This window comes from Halocynthiibacter sp. SDUM655004 (assembly GCF_026015885.1).
Lineage (GTDB): Bacteria > Pseudomonadota > Alphaproteobacteria > Rhodobacterales > Rhodobacteraceae > Falsihalocynthiibacter > Falsihalocynthiibacter halioticoli.
Map to the genome: position 1 here is coordinate 563,717 of NZ_JAPDUG010000002.1, position 25,226 is coordinate 588,942.

The window sequence follows — 25,226 nt, forward strand, 5'->3', positions numbered from 1 at the left end:
CCAAAAGGAGAACGGCGCAGCATGGTAAAAGCAGCGATCATCGGTGCGGGGCATTTCGCATACCGTATGCATATCCCCGTCCTAGCAAAACGCAATGAGGTCGAGCTCGACAGCGTCTGCAGGCTTGGTCAAAAAGAGCTTAACCTCATCAAGGATGAGTTCGGCTTCAATTTCGCGACCGAAGACTGGCGCGAGATTCTTGATCGGGACATCGCCATCGCCGTCATCTCCTCTCCGCACAACCTTCATTTTGAGCAAGCAAAAGCATTCCTTGAAAAAGGCTGTCATGTTCTGGTGGAGAAACCGATGTGCCTTGAGCCAGAACACGCTTGGGAGCTTGTTGAAACAGCGCGAAAAGCAAATCGGGAACTGCTGGTTGCATATGGCTGGAACTATAAGCCCGGCCTTGACGAGATGCGCGATATGATTGCGCAAATCGGCGCGATCGAACATGTGGTTTGTCATATGGCCTCGTTCACACGCTCAATATTCGCAGGCGGCGAATTGGCCAAGTGGCGGCACATCGCAATTCAACCCGATCGCAGCACATGGGAATCACCGGATCAGGGCGGCGGCTATGCCTACGGCCAGCTCTCGCACGCGCTCGGGATATTATACTGGCTTACTGATCTGCGCTGCTCTTCGGTTCGTTCGATGCTATTTGATGCGCCTTCGACGATTGACTTACACGATGCTGCAGCAGTTCGCTTTGATAACGGCGCCACGGGCGTCTTTTCAGGAAGCTGTGGCGTCCCACACGGACACGGATTTGAGGTCGATATTAGGATCTATGGCAGCACCGGTTCGGTGTTGTTGGACATCGAAACCCAGCGGCTCGTGCTGAAACTTCCAGACGGTGAAACCAAAGTTGCCGAAGTTCCTGATGGAGCATGGGCATACAGTTGCGAAGGACCCGCTGATCGGCTGGTCGATATAGCCCTTGGTAACGGCAAGAATGAAAGCCCCGGCGATGTTGGCGCCCGAGCCGTAGAAACACTGCACGCCATAATTCATTCCGGACAATCCAATGGCGCAGAATTCAAGATAAATCAAACACATAAGGTATCAGAGACATGACACAGTTTGCCAATCAAACCGCCATCGTGACGGGCGGCGCCCAAGGTATCGGATTTGCTGCAGCAGGCCGACTTGCCGAAGGTGGCGCTCAGGTGGCGATCTGGGACCGCGATGCTGCCCTCGCGGAAGAGGCCGCAGCTAAAATTGGCGGAGGGGCCTTTGCTTGCGAGGTCGATGTGTCCTCTTGGGAGAGCGTCGAAGCCGCCATGGCCAAAACGCTTGAGAAAACGGGCCGCGCAGACATTCTCGTAAACTCCGCTGGAGTTGCCGGCTCTAATGGCCCGTTGGCGGAATACCCCGTAGAGGAGTTCCGTGCGATCACAGAAATCAACCTCCTTGGAACTTTCCATGTTAACCGCGCTGTTGTGCCAACGATGAAGGCGCAATCTTACGGCCGCATTGTCAACATCGCCTCCGTCGCTGGCAAAGAGGGCAACCCGAACGCAAGCGCCTATTCCGCATCCAAAGCGGGCGTTATCGGGCTTACCAAATCACTTGGCAAAGAACTGGCCGACATAGACATTGCGGTGAACTGCGTCACGCCAGCCGCAGCACGCACTCGGATTTTCGATCAAATGAAGCAAGAACACATCGACTATATGCTTTCTAAAATTCCGCGTGGGCGCTTTCTTGAACTGAACGAAGCCGCAGCAATGATTGCTTGGCTCTGCTCGCCGGAAAACAGCTTCACCACGGCTTCGGTCTTTGATCTCTCCGGCGGTCGGGCAACCTACTAATGCCCTACCAAGGTACAAGCTTCCTTGATGGTATCGAGCTTGTCGATGCGCATCACCACTTCTGGGAGCTGGACCGGTTCCCATATAAGTGGCTTGCCCCAAATTCAGGCAAAGGCCGCTTTGGAAGCAAAGAAACCTTGCGGCGTGACTATCTCCCTGAAACCTACCTCGCGGAATTTGGTGACTTGCCGCTTTCCGCGAGCGTTCATGTTCAGGCGAATTGTGGTGCCGACGATCCGGTTGATGAAACCGCATGGCTTCAACATCTGTCTGACACAACGGGCTGGCCAACGGCAATCGTTGCGGAAGTCGATCTACTCGATGCAACAGCTCAGAACCAGATTGGCAGACATGCTGCCTACCCCGCATTCCGCGGCATTCGCGCTTCCGTCACTTGGGACGAAGCGGGACGCTGGCGGAATGCCATACGCCCCGGCGTAATGGGCGCACCCGAGTTTCGTGAAACTCTCACCACCCTTGAAGACCGCAACCTCTGCTTAGAGATCGTAATTGTGCCGGAACAGTTTTCCGAACTCATCAATCTCGCGCAAGCGCACCCAGATTTAAAGATTGTCGTAAACCATTTCGGAACTCTCGAGCCAGAGCAACCAGACAACGCAGCAACTTGGCGCGCGGGTATCACTAAACTGCGAGACATTTCAAACGTCTACTTCAAGCTCTCGGGGCTTTGGACTGTTGCACTCGATTGGTCGCCTGAAGTCCTAACGCCTTTTGTCGATCATCTCGTCTCAACCATTGGCGCCGATCGCGTCATGTATGGTTCAAACCTCCCTGTGGAGGCCGTGAACTGTTCGCTGGAGAAACAGTTCACCCAACTAGCTGAAATCCTTAGGAATAGGCGCCAAGCCGAGATCGAGCAGATTTTCTCTGGCACTGCGCGAAAGGTTTATCGACTTTAGTCGGCAGAACTTAAAGCCACTATTCAGCGCGATCCAGTGTTTCGACTGAAAGGATTGTCGGCAAATGTCGCGCGATCTCCTGCCATGTTTCGCCTTCGTCAAAGCTCGCGAAGACCGAACCTGAATTTGTTCCGAAATAAACTCCCACAGAGGAGCGCGTATCCGTTGCCATTGCCTGCCGTAGCACAGTGAAATAACAGGCGTCTTGCGGTAGCCCGTCTCGCATATCCTGCCAACTATCTCCACCATCGCGAGATCGCCATATCGCAGCCGCAGCATCCGGCGGAAAACGTCCTTGACTGTCACCATTCAAAGGCATCACCCAGATTGTTTTTGAGTCCGCTGGATGTACAGCAATTGGAAATCCAAAGGTCGAGGGCAAACCTTCAGTAATATTGTCCCAACTGCGCCCACCATCAGACGAGCGCCAGACTCCGTGATGATTCTGCTGATAAAGAAGATCATCTTTGCCGCTGGCACGCACCATATTATGCACGCAATGGCCCGTTTCGCCGTTTTGCGGCGCTGCCGGATGATCATGACCGTCGCAGCCTTCAGCATTTGATAAGCGATTTCGGCGATCCCAAGTTTTGCCGCCGTCTTCTGTTGCAAACACACCAGCCGCCGAGATGCCGACCCAGGCTTTCTTAGAGTTGTCAGGGTCTGGCACAATCGTGTGCAATACAAGGCCAGCGGCGCCCGGGTTCCAGCTCTCGGAAGACGGATGATTGGTTAGCGCTTCAACTTTGGTCCACGTTTCACCATTGTCGGCACTTTCAAGCAGGGCTGCGGGCTTGGTTCCCGCCAAAAGTCGCCCGTGCTCATAATTGAGCGACCAAATCTGTGAAATCTCGTCCGTGAATGGAAGCGGCGTATCGGTCCAACCGATCATTTCTGCAAAGCCCTCATCCTCTGCGGCCCATTGATCGATCAGCCCTTTTGACAGACGTGTTACGCTCCAATTCGCTCCGCCATCATCGGACCGCCAAACACCGGCCCCATTCCATTCTCCGCCACCGCCGGCCCAGAGCGTACCGGTATTTGCATCACCAATCACGTGGTTGATTGGCCAGCCATCGCAAAAAGGACCGCTGACCTTCCAATCTTTTCGATCTTCACCACCAGTGAGCAAAAACACGCCTTTTGTCGTGCCAAGCAATACATTCGTACCCGTTACGATCATCACATCCACCTCGCTATGCTTAACTAGCATAGCACGCAGCGCTCAATTTTAACATTTTGCCGCGCGCTGATCGCGTTCGATCGCCAAAAGATGGCTGAGCGCTTACATGACTAGGGCTTTTCTATTCAGCTTCATCCATCTTGGCTGCATTCAACTGGGCATATTTTTCGGCTCCCATACGATCGTGCAAATCGAGTTGAGTTTCGAGAAAATCAATATGTCCTTCTTCATCTGCAAGAAGCTCTTCGAAAAGTTTCATGGAAACGAAATCGCCCTCTTCCTGACAGCAAATACGCGCTTCTTTGTACAGATCACGAGCGCTCACCTCGGCGGCGAGGTCACATTCCAGCGTTTCGCGCGGGGTTTCACCGATTTTCAGTGGGTCAAGCTTTTGCAAGTTTGGATGGCCGCCGAGGAAGATGATGCGCTCGATCAATTTGTCAGCATGTTCCATTTCTTCAATGGATTCTTCACGGCTCTTCTTTGCCATATGCGCCAAACCCCAGTCTTCCTGAAGCCGATAGTGCAGCCAATACTGACTCACCGCAGTTAATTCGTGACGCAGTGATTTGTTGAGATATTCAATAACCTTCTGATTTTCTTTCATAACGTTCCTCCGAAATAAGAGTTGTCCGCAAATTGCTCAGTTCAAATGGTACTTCGAGGTTAGCATTGCTGCGCATCGTGTCTAGGAAAAGAGGCATGCAACCTCCGCAATCAGCAGTTTTCCCCAACGCCCGATAGATTTTTCCGGGGCTAATGATTGCCTTGGAATCTGCAGCCCGCATCCAATCAATGGCCGAATGAATATCGTGGTCTGTGATTTTCATACATTGGCAAACAATCATCGCAAACTCTCGCCTCGAACCTAAATTTCAGTTCTGCGGTCGGAAACGAAGCCGCAGCGCGCGCATTCCTGACTTCTTTTGTCAGAAATGTCAATCACAGCTCGGCTCAAGTGATTTCAGAGCAAATGTTCGCCAAAGGCTCTAATAGCGCATAGCTCTCAAGCTTCCGAAATGATCATTTAATGAAATTTAGACTCTGTCAGCTTCCGCACTAAAGAGAGTATGGCATGCTCTTCCTTTAGCTTTTGATGCGTAGAGAGCAGCATCAGCATCTCTTAGCATCTCGCGAATAGTCGGAGCGCGATAAAGGTCTGTCAGGGTCGATCCAAGACTGCATGAGATGTTGCAACTATTCCCCTCAAATACAATTGGCTCCTGAATTCTGCGGATCAATCGCGCGGCAAGTTCACTCAAGCGGTCTCGGTTGACCAACCCTTTGAACAATAGAATGAACTCGTCTCCCCCGACCCGCGCCAAAATGTCATCCGCACGAGTTTCTTCCCTCAGGATGTCAGCAACGCGGATTAAAACGTGGTCGCCGGCAGCGTGACCAAAGCTATCATTCACCTTTTTGAAGTAGTCCAGATCCATATTAGCAAGCGCAAAAGGCACTCTGTTTTCAATTAAGTAAGACAGATGCAACTCCAACGATCGCCGGTTATTTAGCCCAGTTAAACCGTCAGTTGCGGCCTGCTCTTCCGCCGCCTCTTTCTCGCTCTGTAGTCTCTCGTTCAACGCAAAAACTTCCGCCATCGCCAATCCCTTGGCCTCGACAAGGTAAAGCATTTCGATAGCGAGATCGGTTGGGGAAAAATCGCCGCTCGTGAGATCATAATTCCGTACTGCATCCATGACAGAAATGCCGAACGATAAGTTCACAAGCATACCCATTCCATCGGCCGCCGGAACGACCAAACCGGTGAACTGCGTCGAGCTATCTTTCCGGCAACGAAAGTGCAGCTTCAACCCGACAAGCTCGCGTAAGTTTTGGGTGCAACACACGGATTTCGGCCTCGACACCTCGAGTACTTCAAAGAATTTGGCCCCGATGACCTCGTGCGGGAACAATTTAAGAAATGTATCCCCGGCGCTTTGAATGAGACCGCTCTCAGAAACATAAACGAACAATGGCATCAAGGTGTTGCATTGCTCGAATGCCAATTCAATTTTACCCATCATGCCTGCCCAATTTTCTCAGACAGCTTAAATGCCCGCCCTTCGGCAAATTCGACATCCAAAAGCTTAATTGAAATACAATGGAAGCGTCCGCTTATGCCCGCGTAATCAAGAAGCACCAAAGCTCCGTAATCGTCTGCCATCGCTCGGAGCATTCCAACCAGAACGAATGAACACCCTCGTGAAAACCGTTCATCGGGATGGTAGCACCCCAGCCGAAACTCCCGGGCATTCAGCTCGTCTAACTCCAACTGCGGAAGTTCCAGCGTTTCAACCGCGAGCTTCGCGCGACCATGTAGATCATCCAGCGAATGCAAGAACTCCGTGAATGTCTCCCCGCCAAAACGCAGAAGGCGGCGCAGTGCAGCCACGCTTGGATGAGAAACGAGATATGTCCCCAAATCTTCGCAAAGATCGTCCACTGGCCGCCCCGTGGATTTTGAAAGCGCTCCCAGTAGTGAAAATACAGTTTCGTCGGGATAAAGAAGCATGGTCTCGAAATTAGAGACCTTCAACCCGGCACGCTGGATCACGCGCTCCCAAACCTGAACGCCGTAAATATCGTACACGAAGCATTGTATGGACCGGTTAAACAATCCGTGCATGGCTTACCCCTTAGCTGCCCATTCATGGCTAGGGAAAAAGCATTAATAATTGCCGAAGTTTTTCAGAGTGACTAAAATTGAGGAGATATTGAGCTCGCGCTCTTCTTTAGACAGGTGCCTGACGTACTTCGGAACCGCTCGATTTATGTGCAGACTTCAATGGTAAGTCGACCGGCATTTGAGCTTCAATCCACGCTGGTAGGTGGCCAACATGCGGCAGCACTGCATCTGCGAATTGCTCCAGCTCCGACGCTTTGGCCATGCCTGTTAGAACCGCAACTGTTTTCATTCCCGCAGAGCGTCCGGCCAACAAGTCGTGGCGAGAATCTCCGACCATCACGATTTGGTCTGATTTTAGCGACGTACGAGAGGCAAATGCCTTGCACATTCCTGGAGCTGGCTTCGCACCAAATCCCGAGTCAAAGCCAGCAATAAAGTCAAAAACATCTTCTATACCGGTTGATCGAAGATGTGCACGTGCAGGGGCTTCGGCATCGTTTGTAGCAACACCAAGAGCCAATCCACGCGCAGAAAGTCCCCGCAGAAGTGGGCGTAAGGGGCAAGCTTCGATCATAGTTGCTCGGGCGGCGGCTTGGTTGGCATAGCTAATAAACCCTTCTCGCCCTTGTCCTGGCAAATGGGGCAACAACGCCTCCGCGATATCAGCTGGCGTCCCTGCCACAACAAGCGAGTCGCGCTCGAATTTACATGTATCCGCGTTAAAGCCGACCGCTTTTGCCAAAGCTCGCCTCTTGGCTGCGTCGCCGCCGGAAAGGTCCGTCAGAAACCCAAGCGTCCAGCGCTGCCACGTCGCCTTGAAGTCAAAAAGCGTGCCGTCCTTGTCAAAAAGGACACCCAAAATTTCGGCCATATCTCCTCCCAGAGAACTCCGATGAGATCGCGCAGTAGTTTCAAGCCTTTTTGTAACAGTTTCAACCGTGACATGCAGAAACTTTAAATTTGACACCGTGCAATTTAATTGACAATGTCAACTAATGACGCAAACAGTCCCCTACTCTCTCCACAATTCCCTCGGGTATCAGGTTAGCCGAACCGCGCGCCTTCTTGAGCGTGGTTTCGAATCCGAATTGCGCCGGATCGGACTGACGCGGCTTTCTTGGTGTACTTTGCTCGCCGTTGAGAACGAGGGCTTACGCCACCCCTCAGATATCGCGGAGTTTATCGGGATTGATAGAACGGCAACCTCGCGCGCGCTCAAAGGGATGGAGGTGGCAGGCCTTATTTCAAGGGAAAAGGAGCCGAAATCAAACGGCGGCGACGGTCGCTCGAAATTGATTACCATAACGGCTAAAGGCAAAGACCTACTCCGTATCGGAACTGAAGCCGCTCGCGCGAACGCTGATAAGTTCGAAGCCAAGCTATCTGAACCTCAACTTGAAGAATTTCGCGCTCTTCTCCTCTGCCTTCAGCAGGATGAAGGCAGCGAGCTATCGCACATCTGACGCTTAGGGAACGACCATGGGCAAACTATTCTCCTACGCTAAACGGCCGTTTTCGCTCGGTGGATTTCCGCTTGAAAAACTTTCGCGCGCCGAAACGTTTGACGAGAAGGCCCTTTCTCCACAGATGGGTTTGCGATTTGAGACCGACGACAACCTTTCGATTATTCGCGCTATGCGGGAATATCAGGCCATGCTGGACGCCACACGTGAGGGCATGGTCAAAAAAGAGATCGCCGAGATTCCGACCGATCTGAAAGAACGCGCCGATCATTTAAAATCCTTCGGGTACTTTTGCGATGCTTCCATGGTTGCAACTTGTGCAGTTCCAAAATCCGCATGGCTTAACGAAGCAACCGAGAACCCTGATGTGGCGCGCCTTGCGGAAAAAATCGAGACGATGCAGCCCAAAAGCATGGCCGCCGGTGTTGATGTCATTATGGCTGGACTAAAGGAGTCGATGCGGCTTCCTCCGAGTGGTTGCGAGCACCATACCCATGCAATTGTGTTTCTCTACGATCTTCCACGCCCTGCACGCCCCAACGAGTCGGGAACCGATTGGATTATCGGAGCCGAAACCCACCGTTCATGTTTGCGCGCGGCCGAGACAGCAGTGACGCTTGCAAGCTACATCCGCAGCCTCGGATACGACGCCCGCGCCCATAGCGAAGCAGCAAGCAACGTCCATTTGCGGCATCTGGCAGGTGTCTCTGGCCTTATTGACGCATCGGGCCGCAATCCGTTTGTCGGCGAGAACTACGCCCTTGCAGTGGTTACAACCACCCTCGAACTCGACGCAGACAAACCATTAGCCGAAGGCGCGACGCCGCCAAGCAGCTACACGACCGGCTTTGGCCGCCACGCACAAAGCGCATCCCGCCGAGACCCCTATACTAAACGCGATTATGCTCTTGGCCCCCATCCCTTTGAAACGCTCAAACGGGTAGATGACCCGACCACGTATATTGATGCGGAAAACGTCGCACGCGTTCCGAAACGCGCAAGTCTTTTTGTGCGCGCGCTGTTTGGCGACATGGGTAAAAAAGTTCAGGACGCTGCGAAAAACGGCAACTACGTGCGCAAATCTGCGTCGGCGTTTGCGTTCAGGCCATCGCTTGGAGCATTTCTGCTTCTTCAAGATGGTGAAGCGGCAGAATGCGTACATGAAACTGCGCAAAATGCTGAAAATAATGCACAAAACATAAAAGCTGCGCTCTATTTCCTAGGCGTTGATGCTGTCGGGCTCTCTGCTTGTCCAGATTATGCGTATTACAGCCATGACACCGCCGGAAATCCAATCAGTCCTTACCACGAAAACGCGATTTCCATGATCGTTGACCAAGGGCACGAGACTATGGAGGGCGCAACCGGAGACGATTGGATCGCCTGTGCCCAAAGTATGCGCGCCTATCTTCGTTTCTCACTTCTTGGTGGTGTGATCGCACAGCACATCCGCAACCTTGGTTATACCGCGCGCGTGCATTCGGTCATGGACGACGAGGTGCTGCACCCACCGCTTCTACTGCTCTCTGGTCTTGGCGAGGTAAGCCGAATTGGTGAGGTCATTCTCAATCCGTTTCTTGGGCCGCGTCTTAAATCAGGTATCGTAACCACCAACATGCCAATGACGCATGACAAACCCATTGATTTCGGCCTCCAGAAATTTTGCGACCGATGCAATAAATGCGCGCGTGAATGCCCCTCTGGCGCAATCACCGCTGGCCTGAAGGCGATGTTCAACGGCTATGAAATCTGGAAGAGCGACAGCCAGAAATGCACCACCTATCGTATTACCAACGAAGCCGGAGCCATGTGTGGGCGCTGCATGAAAACCTGCCCTTGGAACCTTGAGGGGCTGTTTTCCGAAGCGCCATTCCGCTGGGCCGCGATGAACTTTCCATCGAGCGCCAAGGCTTTGGCTAAGATTGATGACGCGCTTGGAAACGGCGAAGTTGTAGAGGGCAAGAAATGGTGGTGGGATCTTGAAATGCGCGATGACGGCGCTTACCGCCCACCTCTGAAACCTCCGAGCGATCGGCCCCTACAGAAGTCTCTAGACTTGAAGTTCGAAGATCAAACTCTGGCGGTTTACCCCGCACCGCTCGCGCCGCCGCCATATGCTTGGCCCTTCCATATGGATAGAGAGGCCGGCATCAAGGCATATAAAGCCATGATATCGGCGCAAGAGCATAAGGCCCGTCGCGCCAAAGGAATTCCAGCAGAACACATCTACTCACCCTCGGACGAGGACTCGCCAGTGATGCAGCTCGTCATCTCTAAAGCCGAGCAGATGAGCCCGCTGGTCACGAAGTATGAATTTGCGTCACCCGATGGCGCGCCGCTCCCTGAGGCAACGGCGGGCGCACATATCGACGTTGTCGTCGCCCCAGAGTTCTTCCGCCAGTACTCGCTATCCGGTGACCCTGCAGACCGATCCAAATACCAGATTGCAGTCCTCCGAGAAGATGAAGGGCGAGGTGGCTCTAAGCTCATGCATAGGATTTTCACCGAAGGCCGCCGTGTCTTTATCTCAAAACCGATTAATCACTTTCCATTGGTCGAAGATGCTTCCATGTCATATCTGATGGGTGGCGGGATTGGCATCACGCCGATGATTGCAATGGCACATCGATTGCATGCCCTTAACAAAGAGTTTTCAGTACATTACAGCTGCTCAAACCGACAAGACGCAGGCTTTTTGAACGATCTCGCCCAAGTACCGTGGAAGGATCGCGTCAGCATTCATATCTCCGAAGAAGGCACACGCGCAGATTTGGGGAAACTCCTCAAATACCAACCAGAGGCGCACATTTATACATGTGGCCCTGACGCATACATGGACGCTGTGCTCGAAGCCGCAAAAGTTAACGGTTTCCCTGAAAATGCGCGCCATCTTGAGTATTTCGCGGTTCCGGATGCGCCAGATTACGTTAACCATCCGTTTACGCTCAAACTATTAGACGGCACGCAGGTTAACGTTTCGTCCGAAGAAAGCGCGGCTGACGCGCTGATCGCACGCGGGTATCAAATCGACCTGAAATGCTCTGATGGCCTCTGTGGGGTCTGTAAATGCGGCTACATAAGCGGCGAGGTTGAGCACCGTGATTATGTGCTCTCCGAAGCTGAAAAAGAGAACACTTTGATCCTTTGTCAATCCCGCGCCAAAGGCAAGTCCGTGGAGATTATCCTCGACATGTGAGCTATGGCTTTTTGCCCGTAACCCATTGATATAAAATCAAGTCCAAGAAACATCCTGGCCGCCTGGGAGTGCAATGCGTGTTTGCTTGAGCGTTTCAAATGGCCACCCCATCGCGGCACAAAGGTCCATGACCCACTTGTCGTCCAACATCACGAAATCCAGCACCGACCCAAGATATTCTGGGTCTTCCGCTCCAGCACGCACATCTTTGGCGCTCGCGCCCGTTGAACCAAGGAATACATCCCAAAGTTCCTCGTTACCGGCAAGCCACCCTAATGCTTGAATTGCCCGCACTTGCGCAGTTTCTGGATTCATCGACTTTTACACTCTTTGGAAAGGAAATTTTAACTAATCTAACCAAATATGAAACGCAACGGTAGTAAATTGAGTCAAATTCGCGGGGAATGACATGGCTGGCCGAATACTGATTGCGGACAACGTCGCCACCAATCGCATTGTGCTCAAAGCTAACCTCGCGAGCGCATTTTATGATGTGAGCCAATCCGCGGACGGTGCGCAGACCATTCGCATTGCCATTAAAGAATCTCCTGACCTGATTATTCTAAGCTCTGACTTACCCGACAAATGTGGCATCACCGTTTGTGAGGCTCTGCGCCGGCACCCAGAAACCCGTGAAATCCCCATAATTATAGTCTCCTCCAGTAGCGATCCCAATACTAGATTACTAGCTCTCAAGGCGGGAGCAGATGAGTTTATTAGCAAGCCCATACACGAAGAAATTCTGCTCGCCAAAACTCGCAGTATTCTGCGCGCACGTGGGGCCATAGAGGAATTACGAGAGAACGCTCCAAGCTTTACAGACACGGGCTTTGCCGAGGCATCGAGCGGCTTTGCAACCCAAGGGCAAATCGCAATTATCTCTGCTGACCCCGCACGCACAGAAACCATCCAGCAAAGCCTTGCAAACCAAATCAGAGATCGCGTTGAGACACTTTCGCCAGATGCAGCATTAAAAGGCTTCCGCAATAAAACGTCGCCAGATGTAATCCTTTTGGCCGCCAATAGTACTTCGGCGTCCGAAATGCTCAGGCTTTTGTCAGAGCTCAAAAGTAGGCAGGATACACGCTATACCCCGATTGTAATGCTGCTCGAAAATCCTCATGGCGCGGATGCCATCTCTGCTCTTGATCTCGGCGCACATGACATTGTTGGCGCAAATGTTAACGCTGAAGAACTTGCGCTTCGGCTCCGCACGCAGCTTAAACGGAAACGTCAGGCCGACAAGCTCCGAGAAAACGTACAGGACGGGCTCCGTATGGCGGTCATCGATCCGTTAACGGGCCTTTACAACCGTCGCTATGCGTTGCCGCATCTGAAACATATCGCCAATCGCGCCAAGGGAAGCCAGCGCGACTACGCCGTGATGATGCTCGATCTGGACCGATTCAAACAGGTGAACGACACCTACGGTCATGCCGCAGGAGACGCGGTCATCCGCGAGGTCGCCGAACGCATTCGTGCAAGTCTGCGGAGCGTAGATCTTGTTGCGCGTTATGGGGGCGAGGAATTCTTGATTGCGATGCCGGAAACATCATTAGAGCAAGCCAGAATTGCCGCAGAGCGCGTCAGGCGAATAGTCGAAGCCACGCCTATTTCTATACCTGGAACCAATCACCAAATTACGGCGACTCTAAGCATCGGCGTCGCCATCGCGGATAGCGCGACACAAACTCCTGATGACCTTCTTAAACGTGCGGATTCAGCGCTTTATGTCGCAAAGTCCGACGGCCGCAATCAGGTTTCGGTCAGCGAGCACACGCATTAGTCTCTATTTATTATCTGTGCGAGGTGGCTTCTTGCCATTCGATCGGTTTCGTTTGAACTGCGCTTCAAGGCGGTCTGCGTAGGCAATGCGCTCCTCCACGCTCATCTTTGAAATCTCCTCAATCAGCGCCGCCTCGCCTTGCGTTCTACGAAGTTCTCCGAGTTCGCTCATCTTGTCGAAATAGTTTGCCAGACGTTCCGGATCGAATTCTTCCGCGCGAATGGACTCGATCAACCCAATTAACAAAACGCGTGCTTCACGCCGATCTTCACGGCTTCGTTGCGTAATTCGGCCGCTTAAATTTTCCTTCAAGGCCTGCTTGTTTTGTTCATCCATCGCGCGGCTGAATGGCCCGATATCGACCTCACCTTGTGGTGGGCGCATATGCCCTTTGCCGCCTGTTACAGCTCCGCCGACAAGCACACCAATAAAGAGGCAGTTCACCACCAAAGACCCGATCAACAGATACTTTTGTATGCTGCTGGATTTTGTTTTTTTAGTATCAGGTGCATCGCTCATAGCTGCCCCTCCAATAACGTGTAGTCATAATTCGGGAGATACTCCGCATAGCTGACCGCGTCCTCCGACCAGACGAAGCTTGCCAAGCCGTCCAAAGATTCAGGCGGAGATACACCGATCCAAACACCGACAATCGTTGCCGTTGCCAGCCCTGCCACAGACCGCCAACCACCGATCGCACCGATCAAAGCTTCCCAAATAGGTTTCGGCTTAGGAGAAGGGGCCTGCGGTGCGAACGCGTCCTGAATATCTTCAGCATCACGAAGTACACGCGCCATGAAATCTGTCGACGGTTCGTTCACGGCCTGTTTCTCGGCGGCAAAAAAACCATCAAGATCAATCGGTTTTTCAGGTGTCTTAGGCATCGGTGTATCCTAACTCGTCGCGGCGCCCTGACAATAGCTTAGCAAGCGCCCTTTTTCCCCTCGCCGTCAAACTCTCGACAGCTTCGGTACTGATTTCCAATACGTCTGCGATTTCAGGGTTTGAAAGCCCTTCGAAATGTCGCAGAACAATCGCCGCGCGCTGGCGCTCGGGAAGTGTTTCCATCGCCAGTTGAAGCGCCTTCGCCCGATCCTCTGTCTGCATGACCTCTTCGGCAGACTTAGCATCACTCAGCGGCTCAGCGATTTCGTCTAACCCAACGCCTCGGCGCTTGCGAAGCCTGTCGGTACAGAGGTTGCGGGTGACCTGATAAAGCCAAGTACTGACTTTGGCCTCCCCTCGCCTCCATTCCGGAGCAATTTTCCATAGGCGCAACATAGCTTCTTGAGCCACGTCTTCGGCTTCGGCCCGATCAGAGAGCAATCTCTGCGCAAAGGCAAAAGCTTTGGGTGCAAATAATTCAGTCAGCGCCCGCGCCGCGGCTCTGTCGCCGTTGGCATAGAGTACCAACAGTTCTTCTTCCGGAACCTCAGATAGGGTTGCGCGCGCGTTTGACATAGAGTCCGGCGTATCCGTTTTGATTAATTCTGGCAACGCACCTCTTCCCAAGCCGGCACCTTGGACCTGGGAAGAGGCAGAAACTATTTACTTTACTCGGATCCGCGCTCGCCTTTTGGTCCGCGTTTACCCTTCTTCTTGCCCAAATGCTTATGGCCAGCCTTGAGTTCTTCCATGCTCAGAAGGCCGTCTCCATCTTTATCGAGCTTTTCAAACATGTCGTCACCCATGGAGCGGGCTTGCATTTCTTCTTCGCTCACGAGGCCATCACCATCTTTATCGAGCGCCTTAATCATCCGCTCGCTACGGTTCTCTTTACGCTCTGCACGCTTCTTATCTGCCTGTGCCGCCATTTCTTCGCTGGAGATTTTTCCATCGCCATCGATATCCATCGCTTTGAAGCGCGCAGCTTGATGGGCCGCAATCTCTTCCTGAGAGATCATTCCGTCGCCATTGGTATCGATCTCTTCGATGTTAAAACGAGCGCCGCCGCGTTTGTCGCCTTTCTCGCTATCTGTCTGGGAAATCGCGGCACCCGCGGTTGCTACCAACAAGAGGCCTGCGGAAAGTCCTGCGATCAATGTCATATGTTTCATTTGTCCATCCTTTTTGAATGTTGTCACAAGCCGTCTCTCAGCTCGTGATCTGTAAATAAAACGCGTGGGGTTCGGAATTCCGTCGCCTGAAATCGAATTATTTTGCGACATCGCGCCGCAAGGACAGATTGACCACTGTTCATCTGCAGCAGGCATTGGCAAATATAGAGGCGCGAACAAGGACAACATCATGCAAAACACTGCTACAGACAGAACCGGCACAGACACCGACCGGCCAGTCAAACAGGCGATCATGCGTGGCTGGAAGCGAAAATGCCCCAACTGCGGGTCTGGCCCAATTCTGATGAGCTACTTAAAAGTACGCCCGAATTGCGCCGTCTGTAACGAGGAGCTTTATCACCAGCGCGCGGACGACGGGCCTGCGTATCTGACAATCCTGGTTGTTGGACACATCATGGCGCCGCTTCTTCTGGCGGTCTTTACTGCCTATCAACCAGACCCGTTTATTCTCGCGGGCGCCTTCTCCGTTGGCTGCGTTGCACTCTCGCTCTATCTGCTCCCCCGCTTCAAAGGGGCGATGATCGGAATTCAATGGGCCAAGAGGATGCATGGTTTCGGCACCGGCAGCGGACAAAACTAGCCGCAACGGTCGCCATTCGCCCATACCGCTCGAATGACGGGTGCATCAAGGACTTTGCCAAACCGGATGATGTCCGCTCGTTTTCCCTGCGCAAGTACACCACGATCATCCAAACCGACTGCAAGTGCAGGAGCTTTCGTCACGGTTGCCAACGCGCGCGGCAGATCATCCCACATATCGGCGAGCTGCAAAGCGCCAAGAAGCAAAGATGCCGGTACATAGTCAGACGAAAGAATATCAACGCGGTTTAAGTTGGCGAGTTCGGAGGCCGCGACATTTCCGGAATGCGACCCACCCCGCACCAAGTTGGGTGACCCCATGATGACCGAGATGTTTTGATCCGCGCAAGCATGCGCCGCTTCAACGGTCGTTGGAAACTCGGCAATCGTCACACCATGTTTGAATGAGGCCTCAACCTGCTCGCGTGTCGTATCATCATGGCTCGCCAGTGTCGCGCCGTAGCGTTTCGCAGCACCAACAGTCGCCTCTTCATGTTTAGCGCCAATGGTATCACGCAGGCCAATTAGAAAGTCGATATACTCACCAAATGTGTCTCGCGACAAACCGTTCTTGCCGCAGACGTAATCCTCGAATTTCTTAAGATCGCTGAATTGCCGCTGCCCAGGCGTGTGATCCATCAAAGAAACAATTCCGACACGATCATCTGGCCCAAACTCCTCCAACTCTTCTAGCAGTGTCTCAGAACAGACTTCCGCACGGAGATGAATATGGTGGCTTATCCCAAGAGCACCCGCATCGCGCATAGATAGGATTTCGTGAGCCATCTTACGGGCATATTTACCATAGCGTTTTTTGCTCAAGTCAGACGTGATTGATCCCACGCGGATCGCATCAAATACAGTGGTTATTCCTGCCCCTGCTAGCTCGCGGTCATGCGCAACAATCGCGGCACGGTGCGGCCAATCAACTTTTGGGCGGGGCGTCATATGGCGTTCGAGGTTGTCAGTGTGAAGCTCAATGAGGCCAGGAGCCAAGAAGTCTCCATCACAATCTATCGCGCCTGAAACCTGCGATCGGCCTTGGGTGATCTCTTTGATCTCATTTCCTGCGATCGTCAGCGTGCCGTAAATCACCTCTTCGTCCAGAATGATGTTTGCGTTCGTTAGAACTGTTTCGGATCTTTGCGTCATGTCTGGCGGCCTTTTGCAGCAGAGGTCTTTGAACTCGAATGCCGAGTCAGCGGGTGGAGTGTGGCTTGTTTTGAACGGATTGTTTACCCCCGAGTTGCGGATTTTCACGTTTGGGGCCGAGCTAGGTTAGCGGCAAGACATTGAACTGCGATATGCAAGCCTATAGCGTTGCGGTTGCGCGCAAGAACAACACCAAAGGCTCACCATGAACTCTCCTGTAATTCGCGACGCAGCTTCGCTTATTTTGCATCGCAATATCGCCGGCGCCGTACATGTCTTAATGGGGCAACGCGGACAAAAAGCAGCGTTCATGCCGAACAAATTCGTGTTTCCCGGCGGAGCGGTTGATTTGGATGACGTAAATATTCCGCTGATGCAGCCAATGGAACCTGCGTGCCAAGAACAGCTACTTCACGACTGCACGCCAGAACTGGCTCGTGCTTTGCCCGTTGCGGCAATTCGGGAACTCTGGGAGGAAGCGGGCTTGATACTGGGCTCCAAGGCCGAGTGGAAAACCCCACCCAAAGATTGGGAAACCTTTGCGCAGCGCGGCTATCGCCCTTCCGCAGAAGGATTTAGATTTGTGTTTCGCGCGGTGACGCCGATTGGCCCCAAACGAAGATTTGACGCGCGGTTCTTTCTTGTGGATGCCGAAAACCTCGCGAGTGATCCTGATGATTTCAGCGCCGCCTCTGACGAGCTTTCCCACCTACAATGGATTGAGCTGTCTAATGCGCGGAGTTTTGATTTGCCGTTCATAACCGAAGTCGTGCTTGCCGAAGTTGAGAAACATCTGAAAACGGGAGTGCGTCCTTCCGAGGTCCCTTATTTCAAGGCAACCGACAAACGCAACATCTTTACGCGCATTCCGTCGGTTGAATAACCATCCGGGTATCTTCGTTAGGCCAGCAGCACCAACAGCAAGATTGATCCCGTTAACAACAGCATTGCGACAATCTCTCTCGTTGCTGCTTTTTCCTTAAAGAAAACCGTACTTGCTATGAAGCTGAACAAAAGCTCGATCTGTCCCAAGGCTTTGACATAGGCCGCGTTTTGCAAGGTGAAAGCCGTGAACCAACCGAGCGAGCCCGCCATTGATGTTAGGCCAACCAAGCCAGAAACGCGCCAACTGCGCAGAACACGTGTGATCTCGCCGCTTTCCCGAAAATAGAGCCAGATGGCCATGGCAACAGTTTGGCTGCTCGTGACCACGGCCAGTGTGAAACAGGACCGCGCAAAAAACGGCACATCAAGCCCAAGAGACAAAGAGGCTCCCCGATACCCGATTGCGGAACATGCAAAGAGAATTCCAGATAGAAGCCCCAACCCGGCAGCGGGCGTAAACATGCGCTCAATCCAATTACGGTCATTATCACCAGGAGCGTTCGAAAGAAGGATAACTCCGGTGAAGCCAACCAGGATCGCGCCCAAGCCCCATGCAGAAATCCCTTCGCCCAAAACAACAAAGCCCAATAATGCGGTCTGCAAGACCTCGGTCTTCTTGAAGGTGATCCCCACAGCAAAACTGCGATAAGAGAAAATCGCAACAACACACATGGTCGCCAAAATTTGCCCGAGGCCGCCAGTAAGGGCCATAATCCAGAAGCGCGCGATCGGGTCCGGCATTGGTGTCTCGGAAAGGCGCAGATAGACCACAAGAAGCAGCGCGACCAACGGCGCAGAATAGAGAAATCGTGAAAAGGTCGCTCCGGCGGTTGAAAGCTCCGTCGCTTTCAAGTGCTTTTGCAGCATGAACCGCAGGTTTTGTGCAAATGCGGCAGCGATTGTAATCGGGATCCAGATATTCATATCACCTGATGCCCGAGCATCCGTACCCTGTCTAGGTTTTGTTTACCGGCCGGAACTAATCTCGGTTTCAAGGCCGAGTTCCTGTAGGAATGTTGCCGCTTGCGCTAAGAACTTCGGATTGGTTTTCACGCCACCCAATACCGCAACTTTCGGGTTTGAGAAGCCGTAAGACATCGGCCGCACGACCAGCACGAATTTGGGACGCACTGCGCAGGCTTGTATTTCATGCGCACCAAGTGTTTCGGTTGAGGATGCGATAACGGCCTCTGTTGGGCAGGTCACCTGAACTTTCTGATAAATCTTGCGCTTTAGATCAAGTCGGTCCGGAGCGCTTTCCTGAATCCAGAGCGCGCCCTCTATCGTATCAGAAAGCGTTTGATGAACGGACAGACGTGATAGTCCGTTTTCATAACCCGGTTCGCTATCGGCAAGCTGCGCAACCAGTTTTTGCAATTGATCGGTCGCGCCAGTGTCCGGATCGAAAACGCGCACCGACCAGCCCGCACGCAAGAATAGCAGAGCCCAATTGCGCCCCACTTTTCCGCATCCGATGATCGCTGCGCGTTTTTCCAAATTCAATTTCCTCTCGATTAGACCGGCATCGGGAATTCACGATATGCTTCTTTGATATCGCGTAGAACCTCATCGCTCAATTCAACAGCGTCCGAACCAAGCGCAACCTTCAGCTGTTCCACGGATGTCGCGCCAAAGATCGGCGAGATTGGGAATGGTCGTGTCATGCACCATGCAATCGCCATCTGCGACGGGTCCAAATCGTGTTTGCGCGCAATATTCAGATACGCCTCAACCGCTGGCCATACTTTGGGCGTTACACGTCCACCCAAATCGCCATTCAAATCAAGGCGAGACCCTTTCGGAATTGTTTCACCGCCATCATATTTGCCGGTCAACAATCCGCATCCGAGCGGGGAATATGCCAACAGAGTTACATCTTCGTTGACACAAAGCTCCGCTAGATCGGTGTCGAACAAGCGACAAAGAAGCGAATATTCGTTCTGGATGGTTTGCATGCGGGGCGCGGAAAGCTCGTCCGCAAGGCGAAGCCATTGCGCCGTGCCCCATGCGCTTTCGTTGGAAAGGCCGAACTCCCGAACCTTGCCGGCCTTTTGCAATTCGTCCATTGCGCGCAGCACATCAGCCATATGATCGAGCGTTTCTTGGCGATTTTGGCCACTCGCATCAAAGTCCCAATACTGACGGAAGTGATACGAACCACGGTTTGGCCAGTGGATTTGGTAAAGATCAATCACATCTGTCTGTAGGCGCTTGAGCGAAGACTCAACCGCTGCTTTCATTGTCTCGCCGGTGATGGGTTGGTCCTCTCGGACAAATCTGCCGTTCAAGCCCGCGATTTTGGTCGCAATAACCCAATCGTCGCGGCGGTTCCGGTTCTTGGCGATCCATGTGCCGATAATGCTCTCTGTATTCCCGACAGTCTCTTTCGATACCGGATTCACAGGATACATTTCGGCGGTATCCATAAAGTTGATGCCCTGCTCGGCGGCATAATCGATTTGCGCGTGCCCTTCGGCTTCGGTGTTTTGTGTGCCCCACGTCATTGTGCCGAGGCAAAGCTGCGTCACCTCAATATCACTGCGTCCCAGTTTGATCTTTTTCATCGTGCGTCCTGTTGTTCTTTTGCGTTCACCATAACTTAGGGGCATTCAACGGGGGAACAAGGGGAAAATCAGTTGAGAACAAAATGAGAACATGATAAATTTCGCTTATGTCCACCCCCCTCCTGACTCGTAAGAAGAATCGTCCGGTGCATGGCATTTCGTTTCTGGATGACTTGTCGCTGACACCATGCCGCGCTCATGAAATCTGCGGCAGCGCCCGTAAGACATTGGCGCTTATAATTGCGCGCGCAACCGAGGGGCCTGTATTCTGGGTTCATCCTCGGTGGGACAATGAACAGCTCAATCCCGCTGGCGTTCTGGAGTTTATTGACCCATCCCGCCTTGTTTTGGTGGCAACCTCCAACACCGGAGATTTGCTTGGCAGCATCGAAGAAGTCCTGCGCGCAGGTGTTGTGCCACTTGTGGTTGGCTTGCTGCCGGAACTCCCTGGCTTGACCGCAGTACGCCGCCTGCATCTGGCCGCCGCCGCTGGCGCCAAAGATCACAGCACCCGCCCGCTTGCCTTGTTGCTCACGTCCGGCAATGGCGGCGCACAAGGCTGTGAAACGCGATGGTTCATGGAGCAGGATTACAAAACCGATTCCGCAGGGTGGCATCTCGAACGTCGCCGCGCACGTATGGCGCCACCAAAAGCATGGCATGTCACGCGGCGCCAAAACGATTTCACGTTAGAACCCGCACAATTGCGCATGTATTAAGCGGTACAGAGCCCTGACATTGGGCACAAACTATTCTGAAACAAAGGTGGTAGGGGCGACGGGACTCGAACCCGTAAGCCATTTCCGGCGAGGGATTTTAAGTCCCTTGTGTATACCATTCCACCACGCCCCCAAAAGCCGCAAGCGGCTCGATTTGGCCAACAAGTGGCACAAGATTGCATGCGTGTCCAGAGCTCAGCCCTTCGTAATCGCACTCAGCTAAACTTGCATCGAGCAACGTCGGAAAAACGCCTAGGATTGCCAACGCCCGCCCTCTTTCACAGCCTGCATCGCAACATGCGTACTTGTGTGCGAAACAAAAGGAAGCGCGGAAATACGACCACCAAGAACATCACGATAATCTTTCATGTCATGGGTCCGCACTTTCAACAGGTAATCAAACTGACTCGCCAGCATATAACACTCTTCCACCTCTGCGATTTGACGGACAGCTTCGTTGAATGCGGTGAGTGCCGCCTCGCGAGTATCGGTTAGGCGCACCTCAACAAAGGCAACGTGATCTCGCCCAAGCTTGATCGGATCAAGAACAGCGCGGTAGCCAGAGATAATCCCTTCGCTTTCCAGTCGCTTTACCCGAAGCTGCGTTGGCGTCTTTGACAACCCTATGCGCTTTGCAAGATCGGTAATGCTGATCCGTCCGTTTGCACTGAGAACGGATAGTATTTTCTCATCAAAGGAATCCAAGTCTTGCATCATTCACTCCAGCACAGGGTAAAAAATTGGGCAAAATTTCTACATTTTGAGAAAATATAGAGAATATCTCCAAAAACAACATGGCATAATTAGGAAAACGAAAGGCACGCCATGTCTGATCTCTCCCAATTGCGCCAAAACATCGTAAACGCCACATACGCCGACGAGCACGCTACCCTTGCCAGTTTGCGCGACATTGCGGACCTAAGCGAAGAGGCGCGCAAGCTGATCTCCACGGAAGCCACCCAAACTGTGCGCAGGCTTCGGGCGTCGTCCAAACCGGGGTTGATGGAAGTCTTCCTTGCTGAATACGGCCTTTCAACCGAAGAAGGCATAGCGCTTATGTGTTTAGCCGAAGCGCTTCTGCGTGTGCCAGACGCGCCTACCGTGGACGCGCTCATCGAAGATAAGATCGCCCCGTCCGATTGGGGCAAGCACCTTGGCAAAGCCGCCTCCTCTCTTGTGAACGCTTCCACTTGGGCGCTCATGCTCACGGGCCGGGTTCTCGAGCCGACGGATAAGAGCATAGCCGGCGTTTTGCGCGGCGCGGTTCAGCGTTTGGGCGATCCGGTCATTCGCGTCGCCGTTAAGCGCGCAGTAAAGGAGATGGCCCGCCAATTCGTTCTTGGGGAAACCATCGAAGGCGCAATGGAGCGCGGACAGGCGATGGTCGATACGGGGTATCGCTATTCTTTCGACATGCTCGGTGAAGCGGCCCTGACCGAAGCGGACGCCAAGGTGCATTTCAACCACTACGCCAACGCAATCACCGAAATCGGCGTGCAGGATGACCCGATCAGTGGCGCAGGAATTTCAGTCAAGCTCTCGGCAATTTTTCCACGCTACGAACCCGCGCAGGAAGCCCTGGTGATGTCGAAACTTCTGCCGCGTGTGCGCACCTTGGCGAATATGGCGAAAACCAACAACATGGGCTTCACCATCGACGCTGAGGAAGCCAATCGTCTGGATCTATCCCTTAAAATCATCGAAGCCTTGCTGCGCGATCCTGATCTTGCAGAATGGGACGGGCTGGGCGTTGTAGTGCAAGCATATGGACAGCGCGCGCGCCACGTTATCGATTGGCTCGCTGCGCTTTGCGAGGAACAGGATCGTAAGATCACTCTGCGGTTGGTCAAGGGCGCATATTGGGACAGCGAGATCAAGCACGCTCAAGAGCTTGGCCTTTCTGCGTTTCCGGTTTTCACATCCAAATCCGCGACAGACATTTCCTACATAGCCTGCGCCAAACGGTTGTTGTCTTACAATGACCGCATCTTCGCGCAGTTTGCCACGCACAATGCCCACACGATCACTGCAATTCGCCATATCGCACCACCGAACACAAATTTCGAGTTTCAACGTCTACACGGGATGGGCGAAGCACTTCACGACCTGACCCGCGACGATTTCGGCACAGATTGCCGTATTTATGCGCCCGTCGGCACCCATCGCGATTTGTTGGCATATCTCGTGCGGAGGCTCTTGGAAAATGGCGCCAATAGTTCATTTGTGAATCAGGTGGTCGACGAGGATGTTCCTCCGGAGACAGTCGTTGCTGATCCTTTTGAGGCTGAAGCTGCACCGGCCCTGACCAAGGGCACCGAGTTATTTGAACCAGAACGGAAAAACTCGGCGGGTATCGATCTTGACTTTGCACTCGCATCAAAAGAGCTGCTGCGCCATCGTGATGAATTCATGCAGAAAACCTATACATTCGGCGCTGGTTCTAACGGCGAAACGGCACATTCCCTCAATCCATTCGACCCAAACGATTGTGTTGGGCATGTTCACGAGTCCAGCCCCTCTGACATCGAGAATGCACTCAAGCAAGCCGAGCTTTGGGACGCGCCAGCCTCAGAGCGTAAGCAAACACTCGATCGCGCAGCCGCGCTTTTCGAGGAAAACACAGCCGAAATATTCGCATTGCTATGCCGTGAGGCAGCGAAAACCGTTCCGGACAGTTTAGCCGAACTTCGTGAAGCCGTGGATTTCTTGCGCTACTACGGCGCGCAAGCGTTGTCTCACACGAACCCGCCCGTCGGGACATTCACTTGCATCTCGCCATGGAATTTCCCGCTGGCCATCTTCACAGGACAAATCGCGGCGGCCCTCGCGACAGGCAACGCAGTATTGGCAAAGCCCGCTGAAGACACCCCTCTCATTGCTGCCTATGCCGTTGATCTACTGCATAAAGCGGGCGTGCCAGAAAACGTTCTGCAATTGATACCTGGCCAAGGAGCTAGCGTAGGAGCGGCACTTGTTTCTGACCCACGCGTGGATGGCGTTTGCTTTACTGGCTCAACAGCCACCGCTCTGCGCATCCGCTCTGCAATGGCCGAAAACCTCGCCCCGGGTGCGCCACTAATTGCGGAAACCGGAGGGCTGAACGCGATGATTATCGACAGCACAGCGCTTCTTGAGCAAGCGGTTACTGATGTTATTGCGAGCGCCTTCCAATCCGCGGGGCAACGGTGCTCGGCTCTAAGGTGCGTCTATGTACAGGAGGAGGTCGCGGAACGCTTCACCAAAATGCTTACGGGCGCTATGGATTTGCTTTCATTGGGAAATCCCTCCCTACTGCAAACCGATATCGGCCCTGTTATTAACCTAGCCGCACAACAGAAAATCCAGAGCTATGTTGCCGCCGCCAGATCGGAGGGGCGCATTATCAAAGAGCTTCCGGCACCGTCTGTCGGCCATTTCGTGGCACCGGTATTGATATCTACCCCACTTGGCGTGAAGCAAATGGAAGAGGAAATCTTTGGGCCAGTATTACATCTTGCAACATTCAAATCCGGTGCAATTGATGAGGTATTGGACGCAGTTAATGCAAGCGGCTACGGCCTGACCTTCGGGTTGCACAGCCGGATCGACTCCCGAGTAGCTGAGGTGCAAGAAAAGCTTCACGTCGGAAACATTTATGTAAACCGCAATCAGATTGGTGCGATCGTAGGAAGCCAACCCTTCGGCGGCGAAGGTCTATCAGGAACTGGACCGAAGGCGGGCGGACCGAACTATCTTGCGCGTTTCACCTCGCATTCCGCTCCTATCATTGAGGATGCCGAAGAGTTTGAGCCGATCGAAACCGTGCAAGCAAAAATCAATGTTGCCAATGTAAGCACATCAATCGATCTTCAAATCCTCCCTGGCCCAACGGGCGAAGCGAACACACTTACCGCTTCGCCTCGCGCACCGGTTTTGTGTCTCGGACCGGGGATAGAGGCGCAAAAGGCCCAAGCAGAGGCCGTAGAAGCCTTAGGTGGCATTGCAGTTGCTGCAACGGTGCAACCCGCCGATCTTGCCGAACTCACGGGTTTCTCTGGCGCAATCTACTGGGGCCAAAATGCACGACCTTACGTGAAGGCGCTTGCGTCTCGGTCCGGTCCGATATTGCCGCTTATCACCGGACATCCCGATGCTGGGCATGTTTTGCACGAGCGCCACCTGTGTGTTGATACAACCGCCGCAGGCGGAAACGCCGCATTGCTGGCGGGCCAGACACCGTAAACCGCTTGACGGGCAGTCGCGGGTAGGCAATCTGGCA

General features: G+C 53.2%; 26 protein-coding genes and 1 tRNA gene. 10 read left to right on the forward strand and 17 right to left on the reverse strand.

The window, feature by feature from the left end; translation table 11 throughout:
• The first annotated feature begins 21 nt into the window (after positions 1-21).
• The 3 genes from N9C89_RS10390 to N9C89_RS10400 are packed head-to-tail and all read left to right on the forward strand — an operon-like array spanning position 22 to position 2,734.
• Positions 22-1,077 carry a Gfo/Idh/MocA family protein gene (locus N9C89_RS10390; RefSeq protein WP_263953813.1) on the forward strand — a complete coding sequence of 352 codons (1,056 nt, stop codon included), beginning with the start codon at positions 22-24 and terminating at the stop codon, positions 1,075-1,077.
• Positions 1,074-1,814 carry an SDR family NAD(P)-dependent oxidoreductase gene (locus N9C89_RS10395; protein ID WP_263953814.1) on the forward strand — a complete coding sequence of 247 codons (741 nt, stop codon included), beginning with the start codon at positions 1,074-1,076 and terminating at the stop codon, positions 1,812-1,814. Before N9C89_RS10390 ends, N9C89_RS10395 begins: the two co-directional genes overlap by 4 nt.
• The gene (locus N9C89_RS10400) at positions 1,814-2,734 is read left to right on the forward strand and encodes an amidohydrolase family protein (protein ID WP_263953815.1); all 921 of its coding nucleotides are present in this window, start codon (positions 1,814-1,816) and stop codon (positions 2,732-2,734) included. The genes N9C89_RS10395 and N9C89_RS10400 overlap by 1 nt, the downstream gene beginning before the upstream one ends.
• 19 nt (positions 2,735-2,753) lie before the next feature.
• On the opposite strand, the gene N9C89_RS10405 is transcribed toward N9C89_RS10400, so the two are convergent.
• The 6 genes from N9C89_RS10405 to N9C89_RS10430 all read right to left on the reverse strand — a co-directional run bounded on the left by N9C89_RS10405 (position 2,754) and on the right by N9C89_RS10430 (position 7,417).
• On the reverse strand, positions 2,754-3,947 hold the full coding sequence (locus N9C89_RS10405) for a WD40/YVTN/BNR-like repeat-containing protein (protein ID WP_263953816.1): 1,194 nt from the start codon (positions 3,945-3,947) through the stop codon (positions 2,754-2,756).
• 91 nt (positions 3,948-4,038) lie between these two features.
• A complete protein-coding gene (bfr, locus tag N9C89_RS10410; RefSeq protein WP_263953817.1) occupies positions 4,039-4,524 on the reverse strand; it encodes a bacterioferritin in 486 nt (161 codons plus the stop codon).
• Positions 4,499-4,765, reverse strand: coding sequence for a bacterioferritin-associated ferredoxin (locus tag N9C89_RS10415; protein ID WP_263953818.1), 267 nt, complete (start codon positions 4,763-4,765; stop codon positions 4,499-4,501). The genes bfr and N9C89_RS10415 overlap by 26 nt, the downstream gene beginning before the upstream one ends.
• Before the next feature lie 189 nt (positions 4,766-4,954).
• Complete coding sequence (locus N9C89_RS10420) at positions 4,955-5,944, reverse strand: GGDEF domain-containing protein (RefSeq protein WP_263953819.1); 990 nt, start codon at positions 5,942-5,944, stop codon at positions 4,955-4,957.
• Positions 5,941-6,546: a heme NO-binding domain-containing protein gene (locus N9C89_RS10425; protein WP_263953820.1), complete on the reverse strand. Its 606-nt coding sequence runs from the start codon at positions 6,544-6,546 to the stop codon at positions 5,941-5,943. The genes N9C89_RS10420 and N9C89_RS10425 overlap by 4 nt, the downstream gene beginning before the upstream one ends.
• 106 nt (positions 6,547-6,652) lie before the next feature.
• On the reverse strand, positions 6,653-7,417 hold the full coding sequence (locus tag N9C89_RS10430) for an HAD family hydrolase (protein ID WP_263953821.1): 765 nt from the start codon (positions 7,415-7,417) through the stop codon (positions 6,653-6,655).
• Between the two features lie 124 nt (positions 7,418-7,541).
• Here N9C89_RS10430 and N9C89_RS10435 point away from each other — a divergent pair, with 124 nt between their 5' ends.
• Complete coding sequence (locus tag N9C89_RS10435) at positions 7,542-8,009, forward strand: MarR family winged helix-turn-helix transcriptional regulator (RefSeq protein WP_263953822.1); 468 nt, start codon at positions 7,542-7,544, stop codon at positions 8,007-8,009.
• A gap of 16 nt (positions 8,010-8,025) precedes the next feature.
• Positions 8,026-11,205 carry a reductive dehalogenase gene (locus tag N9C89_RS10440; protein WP_263953823.1) on the forward strand — a complete coding sequence of 1,060 codons (3,180 nt, stop codon included), beginning with the start codon at positions 8,026-8,028 and terminating at the stop codon, positions 11,203-11,205.
• Positions 11,206-11,241: 36 nt separating this feature from the next.
• Here the strand turns inward: N9C89_RS10440 and N9C89_RS10445 are convergent, their stop codons facing one another.
• Positions 11,242-11,520 (reverse strand): DUF3572 domain-containing protein, encoded by a 279-nt coding sequence (locus N9C89_RS10445; protein WP_263953824.1) that lies wholly within the window; start codon positions 11,518-11,520, stop codon positions 11,242-11,244.
• Positions 11,521-11,614: 94 nt separating this feature from the next.
• Here N9C89_RS10445 and N9C89_RS10450 point away from each other — a divergent pair, with 94 nt between their 5' ends.
• Positions 11,615-12,991, forward strand: a complete 1,377-nt coding sequence (locus N9C89_RS10450) for a diguanylate cyclase (RefSeq protein ID WP_263953825.1) — start codon at positions 11,615-11,617, stop codon at positions 12,989-12,991.
• A 3-nt stretch (positions 12,992-12,994) separates the two neighbouring features.
• Here the strand turns inward: N9C89_RS10450 and N9C89_RS10455 are convergent, their stop codons facing one another.
• From N9C89_RS10455 to N9C89_RS10470, 4 genes are all read right to left on the reverse strand, one after another.
• Positions 12,995-13,510, reverse strand: coding sequence for a periplasmic heavy metal sensor (locus tag N9C89_RS10455; protein WP_263953826.1), 516 nt, complete (start codon positions 13,508-13,510; stop codon positions 12,995-12,997).
• A complete protein-coding gene (locus N9C89_RS10460) occupies positions 13,507-13,875 on the reverse strand; it encodes a hypothetical protein (RefSeq protein ID WP_263953827.1) in 369 nt (122 codons plus the stop codon). The genes N9C89_RS10455 and N9C89_RS10460 overlap by 4 nt, the downstream gene beginning before the upstream one ends.
• Positions 13,868-14,452: an RNA polymerase sigma factor gene (locus N9C89_RS10465; RefSeq protein ID WP_263954437.1), complete on the reverse strand. Its 585-nt coding sequence runs from the start codon at positions 14,450-14,452 to the stop codon at positions 13,868-13,870. Before N9C89_RS10465 ends, N9C89_RS10460 begins: the two co-directional genes overlap by 8 nt.
• A gap of 92 nt (positions 14,453-14,544) precedes the next feature.
• On the reverse strand, positions 14,545-15,048 hold the full coding sequence (locus tag N9C89_RS10470; protein ID WP_263953829.1) for an EF-hand domain-containing protein: 504 nt from the start codon (positions 15,046-15,048) through the stop codon (positions 14,545-14,547).
• Positions 15,049-15,238: 190 nt separating this feature from the next.
• On the opposite strand from N9C89_RS10470, the gene N9C89_RS10475 reads away from it, so the two are divergent.
• Entirely contained in the window at positions 15,239-15,649 is a 411-nt protein-coding gene (locus N9C89_RS10475) for a DUF983 domain-containing protein (protein ID WP_263953830.1), read from the forward strand.
• On the opposite strand, the gene N9C89_RS10480 is transcribed toward N9C89_RS10475, so the two are convergent.
• The gene (locus N9C89_RS10480; RefSeq protein WP_263953831.1) at positions 15,646-16,800 is read right to left on the reverse strand and encodes an alpha-D-ribose 1-methylphosphonate 5-triphosphate diphosphatase; all 1,155 of its coding nucleotides are present in this window, start codon (positions 16,798-16,800) and stop codon (positions 15,646-15,648) included. The two genes, N9C89_RS10475 and N9C89_RS10480, sit on opposite strands and share 4 nt — an antisense overlap.
• Positions 16,801-17,005: 205 nt before the next feature.
• Between N9C89_RS10480 and N9C89_RS10485 the strand changes: the two genes are divergently transcribed.
• On the forward strand, positions 17,006-17,683 hold the full coding sequence (locus N9C89_RS10485) for an NUDIX hydrolase (RefSeq protein ID WP_263953832.1): 678 nt from the start codon (positions 17,006-17,008) through the stop codon (positions 17,681-17,683).
• A gap of 17 nt (positions 17,684-17,700) precedes the next feature.
• Here the strand turns inward: N9C89_RS10485 and N9C89_RS10490 are convergent, their stop codons facing one another.
• From N9C89_RS10490 to N9C89_RS10500, 3 genes are read right to left on the reverse strand one after another with little or no spacing between them, the layout of a single operon-like run.
• Positions 17,701-18,609, reverse strand: coding sequence for an EamA/RhaT family transporter (locus N9C89_RS10490; protein ID WP_263953833.1), 909 nt, complete (start codon positions 18,607-18,609; stop codon positions 17,701-17,703).
• Positions 18,610-18,651: 42 nt separating this feature from the next.
• On the reverse strand, positions 18,652-19,182 hold the full coding sequence (locus tag N9C89_RS10495) for a 3-hydroxyacyl-CoA dehydrogenase NAD-binding domain-containing protein (RefSeq protein WP_263953834.1): 531 nt from the start codon (positions 19,180-19,182) through the stop codon (positions 18,652-18,654).
• A gap of 17 nt (positions 19,183-19,199) precedes the next feature.
• Positions 19,200-20,249, reverse strand: coding sequence for an aldo/keto reductase (locus tag N9C89_RS10500; RefSeq protein ID WP_263953835.1), 1,050 nt, complete (start codon positions 20,247-20,249; stop codon positions 19,200-19,202).
• A gap of 107 nt (positions 20,250-20,356) precedes the next feature.
• On the opposite strand from N9C89_RS10500, the gene N9C89_RS10505 reads away from it, so the two are divergent.
• Entirely contained in the window at positions 20,357-20,968 is a 612-nt protein-coding gene (locus tag N9C89_RS10505; protein ID WP_263953836.1) for an ImuA family protein, read from the forward strand.
• 47 nt (positions 20,969-21,015) lie between these two features.
• Here the strand turns inward: N9C89_RS10505 and N9C89_RS10510 are convergent.
• Both N9C89_RS10510 and N9C89_RS10515 read right to left on the reverse strand, forming a co-directional pair.
• Positions 21,016-21,101, reverse strand: a tRNA-Leu gene (locus N9C89_RS10510).
• A 119-nt stretch (positions 21,102-21,220) separates the two neighbouring features.
• Complete coding sequence (locus N9C89_RS10515; RefSeq protein ID WP_263953837.1) at positions 21,221-21,685, reverse strand: Lrp/AsnC family transcriptional regulator; 465 nt, start codon at positions 21,683-21,685, stop codon at positions 21,221-21,223.
• Positions 21,686-21,793: 108 nt separating this feature from the next.
• On the opposite strand from N9C89_RS10515, the gene putA reads away from it, so the two are divergent.
• Positions 21,794-25,189 (forward strand): bifunctional proline dehydrogenase/L-glutamate gamma-semialdehyde dehydrogenase PutA, encoded by a 3,396-nt coding sequence (gene putA, locus N9C89_RS10520; RefSeq protein WP_263953838.1) that lies wholly within the window; start codon positions 21,794-21,796, stop codon positions 25,187-25,189.
• Positions 25,190-25,226 lie beyond the last annotated feature (37 nt).